Below are 15,292 nucleotides of genomic sequence, written 5' to 3'. Positions count from 1 at the left end.
GGCGTTCTCCCCCTCCGCCATCAGTGCGCGCGAGCGCTTTTCCACCCCGAGCGCCTCTACCGGGCGGCGATCACGCACTTCGGGAAAAGCCGTGTCCGCACCGAGCTCGCCCGAGCGCACCTGATCTACGGCGAATGGCTCGCCCGGGAACGCCGACGCGTCGAGGCGCGCGAGCAGCTGCACACCGCTCACCACATGCTGGAGACCATGGGTATGGCGGGGTTCGCGGAGCGGGCGCGGCGCGAACTGGAAGCCATCGGTGCAACCACCCGCAAGCGCACAGCCATCACGAGCACCGTTGAACTGACCGCCCAAGAGACCCAGATAGCCCGTCTGGCCCGCGAAGGGCTGTCTAACCCCGAGATCGGAGCCCGGCTGTTTATCAGCGCCAAAACGGTCCAGTACCACCTGCGCAAGGTCTTCGCCAAGCTCGGCATCACCTCCCGAAGCCAGCTCGACAATGCCTTGACCTAGCGGAGAAGTGGGCCGTTCATCCATCGACTAGCCACCGGCGGATGCGATTGCCGGCCCGTTGGCGCCAGGATCTCATTGACGCACAAGACGCACAAGACCAGCGGGACGGGAGCTGCTTCGATGGGTCAGGACGTGATCGTGGTGACCGGCGCAGCGAGTGGCTTCGGTCGGCTGGGCTCCGAGGCGTTGGCGCTGGCGGGCCACACGGTCTATGCGTCGATGCAAGACATCAACGGCCGCAATGCATCCCAGATCGAAGCGATCGGCTGCTTCGCGAAGGACAACGGGGTTGAGCTGCGGACCGTGGAAATGGACGTGCAGTCGCAGCCTTCGGTGGACGCAGCGATCGAAAGGATTTTCGTCGCCAACGGCCGTATCGACGTGGTGGTACACAACGCGGGACACATGGCATTCGGGCCGGCCGAGGCCTTTACGCCGGAACAGCTGGCCGAACTCTATGACGTAAACGTTGTGGGGACACAGCGAGTCAACCGCGCGGTGCTGCCGCACATGCGACGACAGCGCCAGGGTCTTCTGGTATGGGTGTCCAGCAGCAGTTCCGCGGGGGGCATGCCACCGTATCTGGCGCCATATTTCGCGGCGAAGGCCGCGATGGACTCGCTCGCGGTGGCCTATGCATGTGAGTTAACCCGATGGGGCATAGAGACCTCCATCATCGTTCCCGGCGCATTCACGAGCGGGACCAATCACTTCACCGATGCCGGCTCACCCGCAGACCGCGTGATTGTGGGCCAGTACGAGGCCGGACCCTACGCGGGTTTAGGAACCCGGGTCCAGGAGGCCCTCGCCGTGATCGGGGCGCACGAAGCCGGCGTGTCCACGGTTGCCGACGCAGTGGTCAACGTGGTCGACACCGCATTTGGGAAGCGTCCGTTTCGAGTCCACATCGACCCGGCCAACGATGGTGCCGATGTCGGCTTCGCCGTGCTCGACCGGCTCAGGGCCGAGATGTTGCATCGCGTCGGATTGTCGGACCTGCTGAAACCGGCCGGTTGGGGTAGGTAACGAGTGCGTCCTTGATCACCTTGCAGCAGAGGAGTTTTCAGGCGCAGGCCGTGCGGAATCTGTCTCGGTAGGCCTTGGGGGTGATGCCCAGATGATTGAGAAACACCCGTCTCAATGTCTCCGTACTGCCAAACCCTGCCAGATCTGCGGCTTCGGCGATGGTGCGACCGGCTTCGAGTGCCGTGCGTGCGAAGTCGATTCGCACCAACTCGACGTAGCGCGCCGGCGTCAATCCGAGGTCCGACTGAAACAGTCGGGTCAGTTGACGTGTGCTCAGAGATGCCCGGGCCGCAAGCCTTTTCACGCTGTGGTCGGCCCCGGGGTCGGCGTTGATTGCGTCGGTGACCGCTCGCAGGGGAGAATCCGGCGGCGGATCGGCGTCGATCATGACCGAAAACTGCGACTGTCCGCCAGCGCGTTTGAGGTATACCACCAACGCGCGCGCGACTTCACGGACCAACTCCGGGCCGTAATCGAGTTCGACCAACGCTAACGCGAGGTCAATGCCCGACGACACGCCCGCGGAGGTAAACACGTCGCCGTCGCGGACAAAGATCGCATCCGGTTCGACCCCGACATCGGGAAAGGCTCGGGCCAAGCGTCCGGTATGCCGCCAATGCGTCGTGGCGCGACGGCCGCTGAGCAGCCCCGCCTGCGCCAGGATGAACGAACCCGTGCATACGGATGCCAGCCGTCGCGTCCGGGCCGGCACCGTTTTGAGTGCCTCGACGAGCGCGAGATCGATCGGCCGCCCGACCAGATTGTCTCCGCCGGCGACCAGGACCGTATCGGCGGACTCGATGGACGAAATGCTCCGGGTGACGGCGAACCGCGTCCCTATCGAAGTGGTGACGTCGTTCCCATCCACCGACGCGATCTCCAGCGAATAGTTCGCGCCGAACCGGTTGGCTTCGACGAAGACCTCCGCGGGCCCTGCCGCGTCCAACAGCTTTACGCCGTCGAAGACGACGATCACCACCACGCGGGGTATTGCGCTGATGCCGACCACCCGCTCATCGTGTCGCGTCGGCGGCGTCAAGTTCAAGCCAACCGTGTCGCATTCTGTGGGAAGGACGGCGCGAATTCCAGCGCCGGGGTGGCCGAGGAACCCGGAAACTGGCCAGAAGGATCGCTCAAGGAGACGAGAAAAGATCATGGCCGTCCTGTTCGGTGCACTGCAGGGCCACCGCCGCGGACCGCGGCCAGACCTGGAGCTTCTGTACGCCGGCGCGATGTTTCACGATGTGGGCCTTACCCAGCCCGGCCGCACCTCGACCCTTCGCTTCGAAGTGAACGGCGCCGACGCGGCGCGAGACTTCCTGGTGCGACGCGGCGTTGACAAAGCCGACACCGAAAAAGGTGTGGCTGAGCATCGCCCTGCACACCACTCCGGGGATCCCCGAGTTCCTCGAACCCGAAATCGCCGTGTTCACAGCAGGTGTCGAGCCCGACGTCCTGGGCATCTGCCGCGAAGACCTCCCTCCCGAAGCCCTTGCCGTCACCGCCGCCGATCCACGCACGGATCTTGGCAGCCTTCAACGACGGCATGACGCATCGCCCGCACACCACCTTCGGCACCGTCAATGCGGACGTGCTTTCAGCTCGACATCGGCGAGCCCTTGATACAACTGAGCGGCGCCGTCCGCTGGTGGAACGTTGAGGGCGACACCACGACGACTCACAACACCCACGAGATTTTGTTCACTAATCTGCCGGCGGAAGATGCGGATCGCGCAATCGCCCGGATGAGGCCGTTCAGCAGCTTCGCGGTCACCGAGGTACTGACCGCCGCGGCCTGGCATGCCGTGCCATCCACGTACATCGTCTGCGAGAAGGACAGGGCGGTCGCCGACCAGGATGTCATCGCGGCGAGGGCGACCCAGACGCGTCGCTTGCCCGCCGACCACACGCCTTTGCTGTCGATGCTCCAGGCTCTGACCGACCTGATGGTGGAGGCGGCCAACAACGGCCACATGAGTCCGGCCCCGCATCCGACAAATCGAAGGCAGCAGGAGCTATGACCGCGGATGCCGACCGCGGCGGAGAGCAGGCACCACTGCTGGTCGTGTGCGCTGTTATCGGCATGACGATCACGTTCGAGCTGCCGCGACTCCGGATAGTCGCATCGATAGTTCGGGTTCTCGGCATGGTTCGTCGACAGCTCACCGCTGCACCCAAATTACCTGCCATGGCTAGCCACCGGCGGATGCGATGTCGGCTCGATGCGCCGCAAGCTGGTCAATGACTGGTGGAAGGACACGCGATGAGCAGCCGAATCGTCGCTTCGGTGCGCATTCGAGCAGATCCGGGCGACCGGCTGAGAGGAGGACGGCGATGCGCTTAGTGGTCGCTATGACCGGAGCGACGGGTGCCGCCCTGGGCATCCGTCTGCTGGAAGTACTTGGGCAGCTGGGGGTCGAGACACACCTGATTCTCAGCGACTGGGCACGGGCGACGATCAAGATGGAGACGAACACCGGCGTCGACGAGGTGCGGGCACTGGCCTCACACGTGTACAGCGCCCGTGATCTTGCCGCGGGCATTTCCAGCGGGTCGTTCCGCACCGATGGCATGGTGGTGTGCCCGTGCAGCATGAAGACGTTGAGCGCCATCCGGATTGGCTCCAGCGACAACCTGATCACTCGTGCCGCCGACGTGACGCTCAAGGAGCGGCGCAGGCTGGTCCTGGTCGCGCGGGAGGCTCCCTTGAGCGAGATCCACCTGGAGAACATGCATTACCTGGCGCGCGCCGGTGCCGTGATCTTCCCGCCGATGGTGGCCTATTACACCAAGCCCACCTCGGTCGACGAGGTGACGAACCAGGTGGTCGGGCGGGTCATCGATCAACTGGGGATCGAGCACTGCCTGATCAAACGCTGGAAGGAAGATCCACCGCCGGTTGGGGTGAATGGGCACGGAAACCTCGCGGAATCCGATGACTGGCTCGTCACAAACGGCCGATAGAAGAACAGCCTCCAAAACCCTGTGAGGAGAACGAAATGACCACGACGACAAGCCTTCCTGAAACCATCAACGTTTCCAGCGCCCAAGAATCGGGGCCAGATCAGCGCAGCTGGTTGGCCACCCTCGAAGCCGCGGGCCAGCTACGCCGCATCACGGCCCCCGTCGACTGGGATGAGGAGATCGGGGCGATCACCCGCGCCAACCTTGCCCTCGGCGGCCCGGCACTGCTGTTCGAGAACATCATTGGCCATGAGAACACTCGGTGCACAAAGCTTTTGACGTCGGCACTGGGCAGCCGGCGTCAGGTGCAGCTGATGCTGGGGCTGCCCGAAGGCACCAGTGACTCGGCGATCGTGCGTCACCTCCGGGAGGCGTTCAAGAAACCGATTCCGCCGCGCGTGGTCGATACCGGCCCGGTCAAGGAGAACATCCTCGAGGGCGACGACATCAATTTGTGGGAGCTTCCGGTCCCCAAGTGGCACGGCGAGGACGGTGGTCGCTACATCGACACGTTCTGCGGTGTGGTCACCGAGGACAAGGTGACGGGGCGCGACAACATCGGTTGCTACCGGGGCCAGATCGTCGACCGTGACAAGATCGCCAAGCTCCTGGTGCCCAGTCAGGGTTGGGGCGGCCACATGGAGGAGTACAAGCCGGAGCCGATGCCGGTCGCCGTCGTGTACGGGTGGCACGACGTGCTGGGGTTCTGCGCCGGGAGCCCGTTTCCGAAGAACATCTGCGAATGGGACATGATGGGTGCCCTGCTCGGGCGCCCGGTTGACCTGGTGGCCTGCGAAACGGTGCCGTTGCACGTCCCGGCGACCGCGGAAATCGTCGTCGAGGGCTTCATCGATCCCGACCCCTCGACCTTCGTCGTCGAGGGTCCCTTCGCCGAGTACCCCGGCTTCATTGGTGGCGCGGCACCGGCGCCGGTGCTGCGGGTCACCCGGATCACCCACCGCAACGATCCGGTGCTGCGCGGCACCCTGGAAGGGATCCGGCCGGGATGCTTCAACGAAGACAGCATCGTCAACTTCGCGCGGTCGGCGATCACCTGGAACGTGCTCGACGACCTCGGGATCGGCGGCATCACCGACCTGTGGATGACTGAGGTGACAAACGGCCAAAACACTCTGGTGCAGATCCAGAAGCGTTACCGGGGCCACGCGCAGCAGATCGCCTCGGCGCTGTGGGGGACAGGCGGATCGGTGTGGTTTCACAAGAACGTCATGGTCGTAGAGGAGGACATCGACCTCCACGACCCGGTCGCGCTGGACTGGGCCATGTCATACCGGGTCAACGCCGGCCTCGGTGATATCGCATTCTTCGGCCCGGGTCTGGGCTCATCGCTCGACCCGTCGACACCACCGGCGTTAAATGACACCAACAAATACGGCGCCGGCCAATGGACCCGGGTACTTATCGACGCCACCCGAAGCTGGGAGGTCGACCCGCGCCCGGAGTGGGGTGGGCGTCGCTTCCCGCCGACCGACAGGCTCACACCCGAGCTCGAGTCCAAAATCGCAAGCCGCTGGGAGGAATACGGGATTGGCATCCCCTACCTCGACGATGGTGGGCGCGAAATGCTGACGCTGCAGAAACTGAGCAAACGGATGCCGGAAGTGTGATATCAGATTCCGCCCTCGAGCCGGCCGCCGCCGAATTCGCCGCAACGGCGGCCCACGCGCCACCGGTCTACGAACTGACGCCAACCGAAGCGCGCGACGGGCTGGAGGATATCCAGTCGACTCCGGCCGCCAAGCCCGACGTCGACAGTGCATGGATGACCGTCGGGGCCGGTGGCGCCCAGGTGCGCGTCCGCCTCGTCAAACCGGTTGGGGCGAAAGGCCTTTTACCTGCCGTGCTATACCTGCACGGTGGCGGATGGGTGCTCGGCAGCGCCGCGACCCATGACCGCCTGGTGCGTGAGCTTTGTGTGGGCGTGCACGCCGCCGTTGTGTTCGTCGAATATGATCGCGCACCGGAGGCCCGCTATCCGGTCGCGCTCGAGCAGGCCTACGCGGCCGCGCGCTGGATCCAGCGAAACGGCTCCAGTGCCGGTGTCGACGGCACCCGCGTGGCGGTCGCCGGTGACTCGGCCGGCGGCAATTTGGCCGCCGCGTTGGCCTTGCTGGCCCGCCGCCGCGGCGACGTCACCTTCGTTCACCAGTCGTTGTACTACCCGGTGACCGACGCCTCGCAAAACACCCCGAGTTACCGTGATTTCGCCGAAGGTCCGCACCTGACTGCCAAGGCCATGGCCTGGTTCTGGGATGCGTATCTGCCCGATCTGGATCGGCGCGACGACGTCCTCGCCTCACCGCTCAGGGCCGGCGTCGGCGAACTCGCCGGACTGCCTGAGGCGTTCGTCGTCGTGGACGAATGCGACGTCCTGCGCGACGAAGGAGAGGCCTATGCCCGCAAGCTGACCGCCGCCGGGGTGCATTGCACCAGCGTCCGCTACAACGCCACGATTCATGACTTCATGATGCTGAACTCCCTGCGCGAAACCGCTGCGGCGACCGCAGCGATCACACAAGCGATCGACGTGCTGCGGGGATCTTTGAAAGCGTCTCCGCCAGTGAGGAACTGATGAGTGACGCGCCGAGGACGGTACTGCACTGGTACGACTTCATATGCCCGTTCTGCTACATCGGGCAGTCGAGGTCCGCCCTCCTGGTGGAGGCCGGCCTCGAGGTCATCTCACTGCCATTCCAGGCGCATCCCGACATCCCGGCCGGCGGTCTCGTTATCGGTCCCCGTCGTGGGCCGAGGTCCGAGATGCTCGAGCGGGAGGCGGCAGCGGAGGGACTGGTGCTGAACTGGCCGGATCGAATCCCCAACAGCAGGAGTGCTTTAGCCGCCGCCGAATGGGTTCGCCGCAATCAGCCGGCCGCCTTCGACGAACTCCAGCGGGGGTTGTACCAGGCGCACTTCGCTCTCGGTGAAGACATCGAGGATCAACAGGTCATCGACCGACACGCGGTAAAGGCCGGCGTGGACCCGGGCGCACTGCACACCGCGCTCGCCGACGGCACTGCCTACGCCGCTGTCGATTTGTTGGAACGGACCGGGCAGCAGTGCGGCGTCTGCGGCACACCCGCGTGGCTGCTCGGCGGCAGGTTGGTAGCCGGGCTAGTGCCCATGTCGGAATTTGAGCGCATTGCCCACGATGCGTTGGCTCAGCGAGCGCGATTGGAGAGGAGCAACCAATGACCGCGATCGATGTAAGTGTCGCGCTGCCACCGTCATTCGAGTCGGCTGAGCACATTGTCGCGGCGGAGAAACTGGGCTATCGCCGGGCCTATCTCTACGACACCCCGTTCGGAGGCGATGACGTCTGGCTCGGCCTGCACCGTGCGGCGGAGCGGACCACGACGATCGAGCTGGGTCCCGCGGTATTGATTCCGACGCAGCGTCACCCGTTGGTCAACGCCGCCGCGACCGTCTCACTGCATCGACGGGCGGCGGGGCGGATTGTGACCTCTTTCGGCACCGGGTTCTCCAGCCGCGCGGCCATCGGCCAGCCGCCGATCCGATGGTCCTACATGGAGTGCTATATCCGTGCCTACCAGGCGCTGTTGGCCGGAGAGGCGACCGACTGGGAAGGCGCGGCCATCAAGTTGATGCTGACCTCGGCGCAAGCCGACGCACTGCCCCTGCGAATCCCGTTGCTGGTGGCGGCAACCGGACCCAAGGGTGCCGGCGTCGCCAAGCGGCTCGGCGCCGACGGGCTGATCTCCATGTTCGACGTCGTGCCCGGTCAGAGCGACTTTACTCGCGCGGTGGTAGCCACCATGGGTACCGTCCTCGACGAAGGGGAGGACTTGGCCGGCGAACGCGTCCGATCAGTGGTCGGCGCCCCGTGGGCCGCGGCATATCACTTCATCTATGTCACCAAGGGCGCCGACGCAGTGCGCGGGATGCCCGGAGGCACCGCCTGGCTAGATGTAATCGAGAAGGTCCCTCAGCGCCTGCGCCACCTGCACATTCACCAGGGCACCATGGTCGAGATGAACGACGCCGACCTGGCCGGTTGGCGTGCCGGAGGTTACGCCTCGGTCCCCTCGGTCACCCTGAGCGGAACCGCCGAGACTGTCGGAAAGGCCGTGGCCGCAATGGCCCAAGCCGGCGCCACCGAGATCGTCATCGAGCCCTCGGGTCCCGACATTCCACGCGAACTCGACAGATTCATCGTGGCCGTCCACGGTAGCTCTGTCGGGTAGCTGATCGCACTGGCCAGTAGGAGGCGGTATGACCGATCGACGCGCGGTTGTTACAGGCGCAAACGGGGGAATTGGGTCGGCGATCTGCCAGCGGCTGCGAACCGACGGCATCGAGGTACGAACGACGGACATCGTCGGCCCAGCAGATGCCGTGCTGGATCTGACCGCTGACCCGATACCCGATTGGCTCGGCAGCGACGTCGACATCTGCGTGGCGGTCGCGGGCGTCGTCGACACCTACGCTCCCGCGCATTCGATGTCGGCCGAAAAGTGGTCGCGAGACATCGACGTAAACCTGACGGGCGCTTTTCGGGTCATTCAAGCATGTCTCTCGGGCATGCGAGAACGTGGTTTTGGTCGCATTGTCGCGATTTCGAGCGTCGCGGGACGCAATGGGGCGTTAGGCAAAGTCGCCTACGCCGCATCGAAAGCTGGACTGCACGGCATAATTCGCACCATCGCGATGGAGAACTGTTCCCTTGGAATCACCGCCAATTCAGTTCTGCCGGGCGTCATCGCCACGCCCAAAGCGATGACCCTCCCCGCGGCGGACCAAGAACGTATCTGTGCGGCACTGCCGAGCGGCCGGTTCGGGCGCCCCGAGGAGGTCGCCGATCTGGTCGCCTTCCTCGTCAGTGATCGCGCCGGGTACATCACCGCGCAGGACATTTCCATCGACGGTGGCATGGAACTGAATACGTTGTTTGTGGGGCCAATCCGCTTGCAGGACAAAGTTACTCCCTCGACAGGTGCGTCGGAAGGACACATGCCTTGCCCATCTACCAGTGTTACAGACCACTAGGATGCTGACATCCTCCGCGCTTTCAACGACGCCACGAACCCCTTAGATCCGACCTCGCGCGCTGCAGCATCGTCGACGTCATCCTCAACAGCGGCCGGCCCGAATAGCGGGCCGCGAGGGCTTGCCCGGCACAGATGTCCAGCTTGGCCGGAGAGTTCGCTAACGCGTTGCGCGGTGTGAAGCGCGGGTGTGATGCGTTTCCGTTGGCGTTCGACACTTGTTCCGTCCTTCGGAACACCTATTGGATCCACGGCGACCTTTTGCGTATTCATAGCTATGTCGTTGGCCTGAACGACCTCGTCTTGGAATCGGCTAACCACAACGGTTTGCAGTGGATCGGGCATCCCAGAAATCAAATTCTCCGAAAGGTGGTCATTAATGACGAAATCATTGCGGCACCGGGCATTTGATGATCCCGAAGCGGTGGCGCACGGAGACGTGCGGCGGCTGGCACATTCGACGCTGGCACCCGAATACGACTTCATCGTGTGCGGGTCTGGATCATCGGGCTCGGTGGTCGCCAGGAGGATCGCCGAAAACCCGGACATGTCAGTGCTTCTCCTCGAAGCCGGCACTCACGACGCGACTCCTTCCGTGATGGTGCCTGCCCTGTGGCCGACAAATTTGGGATCCGAACGCGACTGGGGACATCGAAGCGAGCCCAATCCCCACATCAACAATCGCGCGCTGCCGATGTCTATGGGCAAGGTTCTCGGTGGAGGATCGAGCATCAACGTGATGGCGTGGTCGCGCGGCCATCGGGCGGACTGGGATTTCTTCGCCGCCGAGGCCAAGGACCCTGCTTGGAGCTATAGCGCGGTCGTCGATATTTATCGGCGTATCGAAGATTGGTTGGGCGCCCCCGATCCCCGATATCGGGGTAGTGGGGGACCTGTCGGAGTGCAACCGGCCACGAGCCCCGATGGTCTCGGCCCGACGACGCTCGAGGCCGCCAGGGCAATGGGTCTGCCCACCTTCGCGCATCCCAACGGCAGGATGATGGAATACGACCGCGGCGCGGCCCTATGCGATGTCATCATTGTTGACGGCCGGCGCCAGTCGATCTTCCGCTCCTATGTCTATCCCATCTTGAGTAACCCGAATCTGACCGTCCTTACCGAAACCTCGGTCACCCGGCTTTCCATCGAAGGGAACCGAGTCACCGGTGTCGAGGTACGCCGCGATGGAAAACTGCAGCATGTCGCGGCACGCGGAGAAGTTGTGCTTTCGCTGGGAGCGATCAATACGCCGAAGGTGTTGATGCAGTCTGGTATCGGGGATGCTGCTGAGATGCGCGAGTTCGGCATCGAGGTTCGCCAACACCTGCCCGGCGTCGGCAAGAACCTCCAGGACCATGCATGCTTACCGGTCAATTACGAGTTTGCGCAACCGTTCGAATCGACAAACCAGGGCGAAGCACAGCTGTTCTGGACGAGCGATCCCGATTTGGACGCCCCGGATCTATTCTGCTGTCAGGCGGCGGTGCCGTTGGCGAGCCCGGAGAATATCGCCCGCTTCGGTGAACTGCCGGCGTCATGCTGGACACTGTGCGGCTCGCTCACCCACCCCAGCAGTCGTGGATTCATCCGCTTGAGCGGCCCCGGGCCCGAAGACCCAGTCCGCGTGCACCTCAACTCACTGTCGCACCCCGATGATTTCGAGCTCGCGGTCTCGTGCGTGGAGTTCCTGCGGGACCTAGGGAATTCGTCCGCGCTTCGGCCATTTATCAAAAATGAAGTCTTGCCAGGGAACCTCAAAGGTGACGATCTTAGAAGTTTCGTCAGAGATGGGGTGGTTCCTTACTGGCACACCTCTGGGACAGCCAAATTAGGCGAAGACCCACTTTCGGTGGTGGACAGTGATCTTCGGGTGCACGGCTTGGAAAGTCTGCGAGTGGCAGACGCTTCCGTCATGCCGCGCGTCACGTCTGGCAACACGATGGCCCCCTGCGTCGTTATCGGTGAACGGGCCGCGGAATGCATCCGAGAAAGGCACCACCTGTGACGCCGGGGCGCCGCGGGAGCCGGCTGTCTCAGGACACCATGCGATGCATGTCGGACTGGATGAGTTTGGCGACGCGGTCCAGCGGCCGCCTGAATGATTCGAGGTCTTTTCGCATGGGAAGAGCCAAAGCGACGATCCCGGGCTCTCCCGAGGGAAGCGCAAACGGAGTGGCAATGCACGAGCACTCTGGGTGTACCGTCCCGTACTCGGATGCCATGTGCCCGCGGTAAAGCGCTTGAGAGGCAGCGGATTCCGGGCTCTCGGCGCCCAAGGACTGCTGTGAGGGGCTCAAGACGCCGGAAACGCCCGACCCATACGCGCGGCACATGGCTCTCAATCGGTTCCCCGGTGCGTCGTACAGAAATATTGACGCCTTAGTGGCCAGCGACATGAATCGCATCCGGGGTTGTGCCACGGCGGCCAGGTCGTGGCGCCGGCGGTCCAATTCATGCAGGCCCGCGGCGAAGGTCCACCTTCGGTTCTCACGCTGCACGACGTTCTCTTGTTCGAGCTGCTGAAGTAGCCTGTGCACCGTGGTTTTGGGGATACCCGTCTCCGAGGCGAGTCGTGTAACCCCGACCGGGTGCTGTTGAATCCGGCCGAGCGCTCGGAGTAGCGCAAAGGCGCTGTGCACCGCACTGGTGGGCACAGATCCCGGTTCGACCGATCTGAATAATCCATCGGCCGAGAAATCATCAAAACTTTCCGATCCCACTGGACGATGATAGCTAATCCTCGATCCGAATGCGGACCCGATAGACGCCATGGCCCGCTGCCGAAACGCTGCGCGTGATCTTTCAGAGTTGCTGTCGTACAGCGGTATATCGCGCTGCGCTGAGCCGTTCCGGTCATCGGAACAGCCGTTCGGTCGTTTCGGCGCGGAGGGTCAGGATCATCCTCGAAACATCGTTTTCGCCGTCGGGGAAATAGCGCGTCGGCGGGAGCTCTTCAGAGAGGAGGCGGTCAATGGATATCTATGAAGCGCTCTACACCACCAGAACAATGCGGCGGATGCGGCCGGATCCGGTTCCCCTGGATACTCAGGTACGCATCCTTGATGCGGCGATCCGCGCGCCCAGCGGCGGCAACACGCAGCGCTGGCATTTCCTCGTTGTCGATGAGCCGGCGCTCAAACATGCGTTGGGCAAGTTGTATCGGCGTGCCAACGAGATCGAGCACGAAGAGTTCAGGGCCGGGAGAATGGCTGTGCAGGCGCCGGGCCGGGATCGCGCCGTCTACGCCGACACTCTGCGGCAGGTCATCCGATCCGGGGACTACCTGGCCGATCACTTCGACGAAGTCCCTTTGCTGCTCTTCGTTTTCGCAATCGACGACCATGGCGGCGCAAACATCTTCCCGGCCATCTGGAGCGCGTTGCTCGCCGCCCGCGCCGAAGGCGTCGGCGGCGCCATGACAACGCTGCTGCGCTACTTCCCGGACGAGGTCAACGACATATTGGGCGTGCCGGCCGACCAGGGGTGGACGATGTCGGCCATGGTGGCCCTCGGCTATCCGCTTGGCCGATGGGGAGTTGCGACCAACCGTTATCCGGTGCATGAGGTTTCTTCACGCAACCACTGGGACGCACCTTTCGGCGCCGAAGTCCCGCAACCACTGTGGCCCAAGCGTGATGGGCAGCCCTTCGAGGCCAAACTGCAGCTGGGCAGCATCCACTGAGTCCCGACGTTTTCGTCTTTCGCGGCAACCGAACTGAGGAGATCGCATGAGAATTTCTGAGGCACCGTCCTTCGACCAACCTACGTCTTCCCCGGCACGGGCGATGCAGGAGTTACTGCTCGGGGCGTGGGTATCGCAGACGATCACCGCGGTGGCCGACCTGGGAGTGGCGGATGCGCTCGCCGACGGGCCATTGCAACTCGATGAACTCGCCAACAGAGTGGGAGCCCATCCGGACGCCTTGCGCCGGGCTCTGCGGGCACTGATCGGCAAGGGGATATTCGCTCAACGCGACGACGGTCGCTATGAGCTGACTCCCCGAGCAGACACGCTGCGCTCGGACGCCCCGGTATCTGTGGCGGCCCTGGCCCGATTCGTGGGTGCACCGCAGCACCGTGAACACTGGAGCCTGCTGACGCGGGCCATCAGGACCGGGACATCGCCGGTCAACACGCTACGCGGTCAAGACTTCTTCGCCTATCTGCGCGACGAGCCCGAATTCAGCGCGATTTTCAACGAAGCGATGACGGGATTGTCGGCGTATATAGACGGACCGCTCGTCGAGGCGTACGACTTCACGCCATACCGCACAATCGTCGATATCGCGGGCGGCCACGGCCGTCTGCTCGCTGCCATCCTGAAATCGGCACCGAATGCGCAGGGCGTCCTGTTCGACCTCCCGGACGTGGTAGCGGACGCGCCATCCCTGTTGCGGAAGTTCGATGTGACGCATCGGGTTCGGCTCGTCGAAGGCTCGTTCTTCGACGAGGTCCCCGCCGGGGGCGATGTGTACGTGCTCAAGCAGATAATCCACGACTGGCCCGACGAGGCCGCCTTACGCGTCCTGCACAACGTGAGAAGGGCGGCGGCCACCGACGCATCGTTGCTGCTCGTCGAGGCCATAATCCCGGAGCACCACGGTGACGTCATCGGCAAGGTCACCGATATCGAGATGTTGCTGGTCAATGACGGGCAAGAAAGAACCGCAGCCGAGTACCGCCGACTGCTTGACCAAGCCGGATTCGAAATGACTCGAGTGATCGCCACCGGAACGGACTTCAGCATCGTCGAGGCACGCGCAATCTAGAGCCAGCCCGGCGATTCGCTACGTCACGGCGACCGGAAATGGTCACAAGCAGGTGCCACCGAGATCATCATCGAACCCTCAGGTCCCGACATCGCATGCGAACTCGAGAGATTCATTTCAGCTGTCCGCGGCTAACCTGACGTGTGACTGAAAGCCCGCGCTGGAGTCGGCGCGACTCGGCGAACTGACGCGCGTTCGGCGCTGAAAAACGAGCTGGTCAGGCCGCGATTTGGCTGGCGCGACGCGAGTTCGGTAACCTGTCATTTACCAACGCGGGGTGGAGCAGCTCGGTAGCTCGCTGGGCTCATAACCCAGAGGTCGCAGGTTCGAATCCTGTCCCCGCTACCAAGTGAAACGGCCCCCGGAGATCATCCGGGGGCCGTTTTCGTGCACGTCTGCGCCTATGACTCGCGAGAGACGATCACCACCGATTGCGCCGCATGCGCGACGGCCGCGCTCACCGAGCCCAGCAGCATGCCGGCGAATCCGCCGCGACCGTGACTGCCGACGACCACGAGTTGTGCGAACTCCGAGTGCTCGATCAGTTGACGAGCCGGCTGATCGCACACCACCACGCGTCGCACGCTGACGTTGGGATAGCGCTCCTGAAGTCCGGCGAGCCACTCGGTGAGCGCCTGTTGCGCCTGCACTTCCATCAGCTCGAGATCCAGACCCGGCACTTCCGACACGCTGACGTCCGACCACGCGTGCAGTGCCACCAACTCCACGCCCCGGCGAGAAGCCTCATGAAAGGCGATCTCCGCCGCCTGTTTTGATGCGGCCGAGCCGTCGATTCCCACCAGCACCGGTGCCTGCGGGCGTGGCGGCGCCTCATCGTGGACGACCGCGACCGGGCAGTGCGCATAGTTCACCAGGCCGGTGCTGGCCGAGCCGAACGGGACCCGGCTGAACGCGCCTTCGCCCCGGTAGCCCACGACCATCATGTCCGCGATCTTGGATTCGTTGACGAGCGTCGAAACGGTCGGGCCACGTACCACCACGCTGTACACGAACGGCGGGCCGTGGTCGGCG

Annotated in this window: 15 protein-coding genes, 1 tRNA gene and 1 pseudogene; 14 read left to right on the top strand and 3 right to left on the bottom strand. The window is 63.9% G+C overall.

Annotated elements, in window-relative coordinates; translation table 11 throughout:
* The coding region (locus A5697_RS13945; RefSeq protein WP_231972067.1) for a helix-turn-helix transcriptional regulator at window positions 1–474 on the top strand (474 nt) is incomplete at its 5' end.
* Window positions 475–594: 120 nt separating this feature from the next.
* On the top strand, window positions 595–1,500 hold the full coding sequence (locus tag A5697_RS13940; RefSeq protein ID WP_067945857.1) for an SDR family NAD(P)-dependent oxidoreductase: 906 nt from the start codon (window positions 595–597) through the stop codon (window positions 1,498–1,500).
* A gap of 37 nt (window positions 1,501–1,537) precedes the next feature.
* On the opposite strand, the gene A5697_RS13935 is transcribed toward A5697_RS13940, so the two are convergent.
* Window positions 1,538–2,482, bottom strand: coding sequence for a GlxA family transcriptional regulator (locus A5697_RS13935; RefSeq protein ID WP_068010986.1), 945 nt, complete (start codon window positions 2,480–2,482; stop codon window positions 1,538–1,540).
* Between the two features lie 172 nt (window positions 2,483–2,654).
* Here A5697_RS13935 and A5697_RS27235 point away from each other — a divergent pair.
* The 9 genes and pseudogenes from A5697_RS27235 to A5697_RS13890 form a co-directional block, all read left to right on the top strand.
* Window positions 2,655–3,100: pseudogene (locus tag A5697_RS27235) on the top strand (HD domain-containing protein); the annotation flags it as partial.
* The gene (locus tag A5697_RS28425; RefSeq protein ID WP_067945860.1) at window positions 3,084–3,521 is read left to right on the top strand and encodes a hypothetical protein; all 438 of its coding nucleotides are present in this window, start codon (window positions 3,084–3,086) and stop codon (window positions 3,519–3,521) included. The pseudogene A5697_RS27235 and the gene A5697_RS28425, both read left to right, overlap by 17 nt.
* A 313-nt stretch (window positions 3,522–3,834) precedes the next feature.
* Window positions 3,835–4,464 (top strand): UbiX family flavin prenyltransferase, encoded by a 630-nt coding sequence (locus A5697_RS13920; protein WP_082953387.1) that lies wholly within the window; start codon window positions 3,835–3,837, stop codon window positions 4,462–4,464.
* Window positions 4,465–4,499: 35 nt separating this feature from the next.
* The gene (locus tag A5697_RS13915) at window positions 4,500–6,092 is read left to right on the top strand and encodes a UbiD family decarboxylase (RefSeq protein ID WP_067945862.1); all 1,593 of its coding nucleotides are present in this window, start codon (window positions 4,500–4,502) and stop codon (window positions 6,090–6,092) included.
* Entirely contained in the window at window positions 6,089–7,057 is a 969-nt protein-coding gene (locus A5697_RS13910) for an alpha/beta hydrolase (protein WP_197500998.1), read from the top strand. The genes A5697_RS13915 and A5697_RS13910 overlap by 4 nt, the downstream gene beginning before the upstream one ends.
* Window positions 7,057–7,680, top strand: coding sequence for a DsbA family protein (locus A5697_RS13905; protein ID WP_067945864.1), 624 nt, complete (start codon window positions 7,057–7,059; stop codon window positions 7,678–7,680). Before A5697_RS13910 ends, A5697_RS13905 begins: the two co-directional genes overlap by 1 nt.
* Window positions 7,677–8,690 carry an LLM class flavin-dependent oxidoreductase gene (locus A5697_RS13900; RefSeq protein ID WP_067945866.1) on the top strand — a complete coding sequence of 338 codons (1,014 nt, stop codon included), beginning with the start codon at window positions 7,677–7,679 and terminating at the stop codon, window positions 8,688–8,690. The genes A5697_RS13905 and A5697_RS13900 overlap by 4 nt, the downstream gene beginning before the upstream one ends.
* Before the next feature lie 28 nt (window positions 8,691–8,718).
* Entirely contained in the window at window positions 8,719–9,492 is a 774-nt protein-coding gene (locus A5697_RS13895; RefSeq protein ID WP_082953386.1) for an SDR family NAD(P)-dependent oxidoreductase, read from the top strand.
* Window positions 9,493–9,870: 378 nt separating this feature from the next.
* Entirely contained in the window at window positions 9,871–11,496 is a 1,626-nt protein-coding gene (locus A5697_RS13890; RefSeq protein WP_082953385.1) for a GMC family oxidoreductase, read from the top strand.
* A gap of 28 nt (window positions 11,497–11,524) precedes the next feature.
* Here the strand turns inward: A5697_RS13890 and A5697_RS13885 are convergent, their stop codons facing one another.
* On the bottom strand, window positions 11,525–12,211 hold the full coding sequence (locus A5697_RS13885) for a helix-turn-helix domain-containing protein (protein ID WP_197500997.1): 687 nt from the start codon (window positions 12,209–12,211) through the stop codon (window positions 11,525–11,527).
* 251 nt (window positions 12,212–12,462) lie between these two features.
* Between A5697_RS13885 and A5697_RS13880 the strand changes: the two genes are divergently transcribed.
* The 3 genes from A5697_RS13880 to A5697_RS13870 all read left to right on the top strand — a co-directional run bounded on the left by A5697_RS13880 (window position 12,463) and on the right by A5697_RS13870 (window position 14,608).
* Window positions 12,463–13,173, top strand: coding sequence for a nitroreductase family protein (locus A5697_RS13880; protein ID WP_068010981.1), 711 nt, complete (start codon window positions 12,463–12,465; stop codon window positions 13,171–13,173).
* Window positions 13,174–13,219: 46 nt separating this feature from the next.
* Entirely contained in the window at window positions 13,220–14,260 is a 1,041-nt protein-coding gene (locus A5697_RS13875) for a methyltransferase (protein WP_156673296.1), read from the top strand.
* Window positions 14,261–14,531: 271 nt separating this feature from the next.
* Window positions 14,532–14,608 (top strand) — tRNA-Met (locus A5697_RS13870).
* 53 nt (window positions 14,609–14,661) lie between these two features.
* Here A5697_RS13870 and A5697_RS13865 read toward each other — a convergent pair.
* Window positions 14,662–15,292: universal stress protein (locus A5697_RS13865; protein ID WP_068010978.1), on the bottom strand; the 631-nt coding region annotated here is incomplete at its 5' end.

The organism is Mycobacterium sp. E3251, assembly GCF_001666835.1.
Lineage (GTDB): Bacteria > Actinomycetota > Actinomycetes > Mycobacteriales > Mycobacteriaceae > Mycobacterium.
The sequence above is the reverse complement of the archived record's forward strand: the minus strand, read 5'-3'. Positions and strand labels throughout refer to the sequence as shown.

Coding starts and splice junctions, on each gene's coding strand:
- A5697_RS13940 (WP_067945857.1), top strand. CDS start 595: ATGGGTCAGGACGTGATCGTGGTGACCGGCGCAGCGAGTGGCTTCGGT.
- A5697_RS28425 (WP_067945860.1), top strand. CDS start 3,084: ATGCGGACGTGCTTTCAGCTCGACATCGGCGAGCCCTTGATACAACTG.
- A5697_RS13920 (WP_082953387.1), top strand. CDS start 3,835: ATGCGCTTAGTGGTCGCTATGACCGGAGCGACGGGTGCCGCCCTGGGC.
- A5697_RS13915 (WP_067945862.1), top strand. CDS start 4,500: ATGACCACGACGACAAGCCTTCCTGAAACCATCAACGTTTCCAGCGCC.
- A5697_RS13905 (WP_067945864.1), top strand. CDS start 7,057: ATGAGTGACGCGCCGAGGACGGTACTGCACTGGTACGACTTCATATGC.
- A5697_RS13900 (WP_067945866.1), top strand. CDS start 7,677: ATGACCGCGATCGATGTAAGTGTCGCGCTGCCACCGTCATTCGAGTCG.
- A5697_RS13895 (WP_082953386.1), top strand. CDS start 8,719: ATGACCGATCGACGCGCGGTTGTTACAGGCGCAAACGGGGGAATTGGG.
- A5697_RS13890 (WP_082953385.1), top strand. CDS start 9,871: ATGACGAAATCATTGCGGCACCGGGCATTTGATGATCCCGAAGCGGTG.
- A5697_RS13880 (WP_068010981.1), top strand. CDS start 12,463: ATGGATATCTATGAAGCGCTCTACACCACCAGAACAATGCGGCGGATG.
- A5697_RS13875 (WP_156673296.1), top strand. CDS start 13,220: ATGAGAATTTCTGAGGCACCGTCCTTCGACCAACCTACGTCTTCCCCG.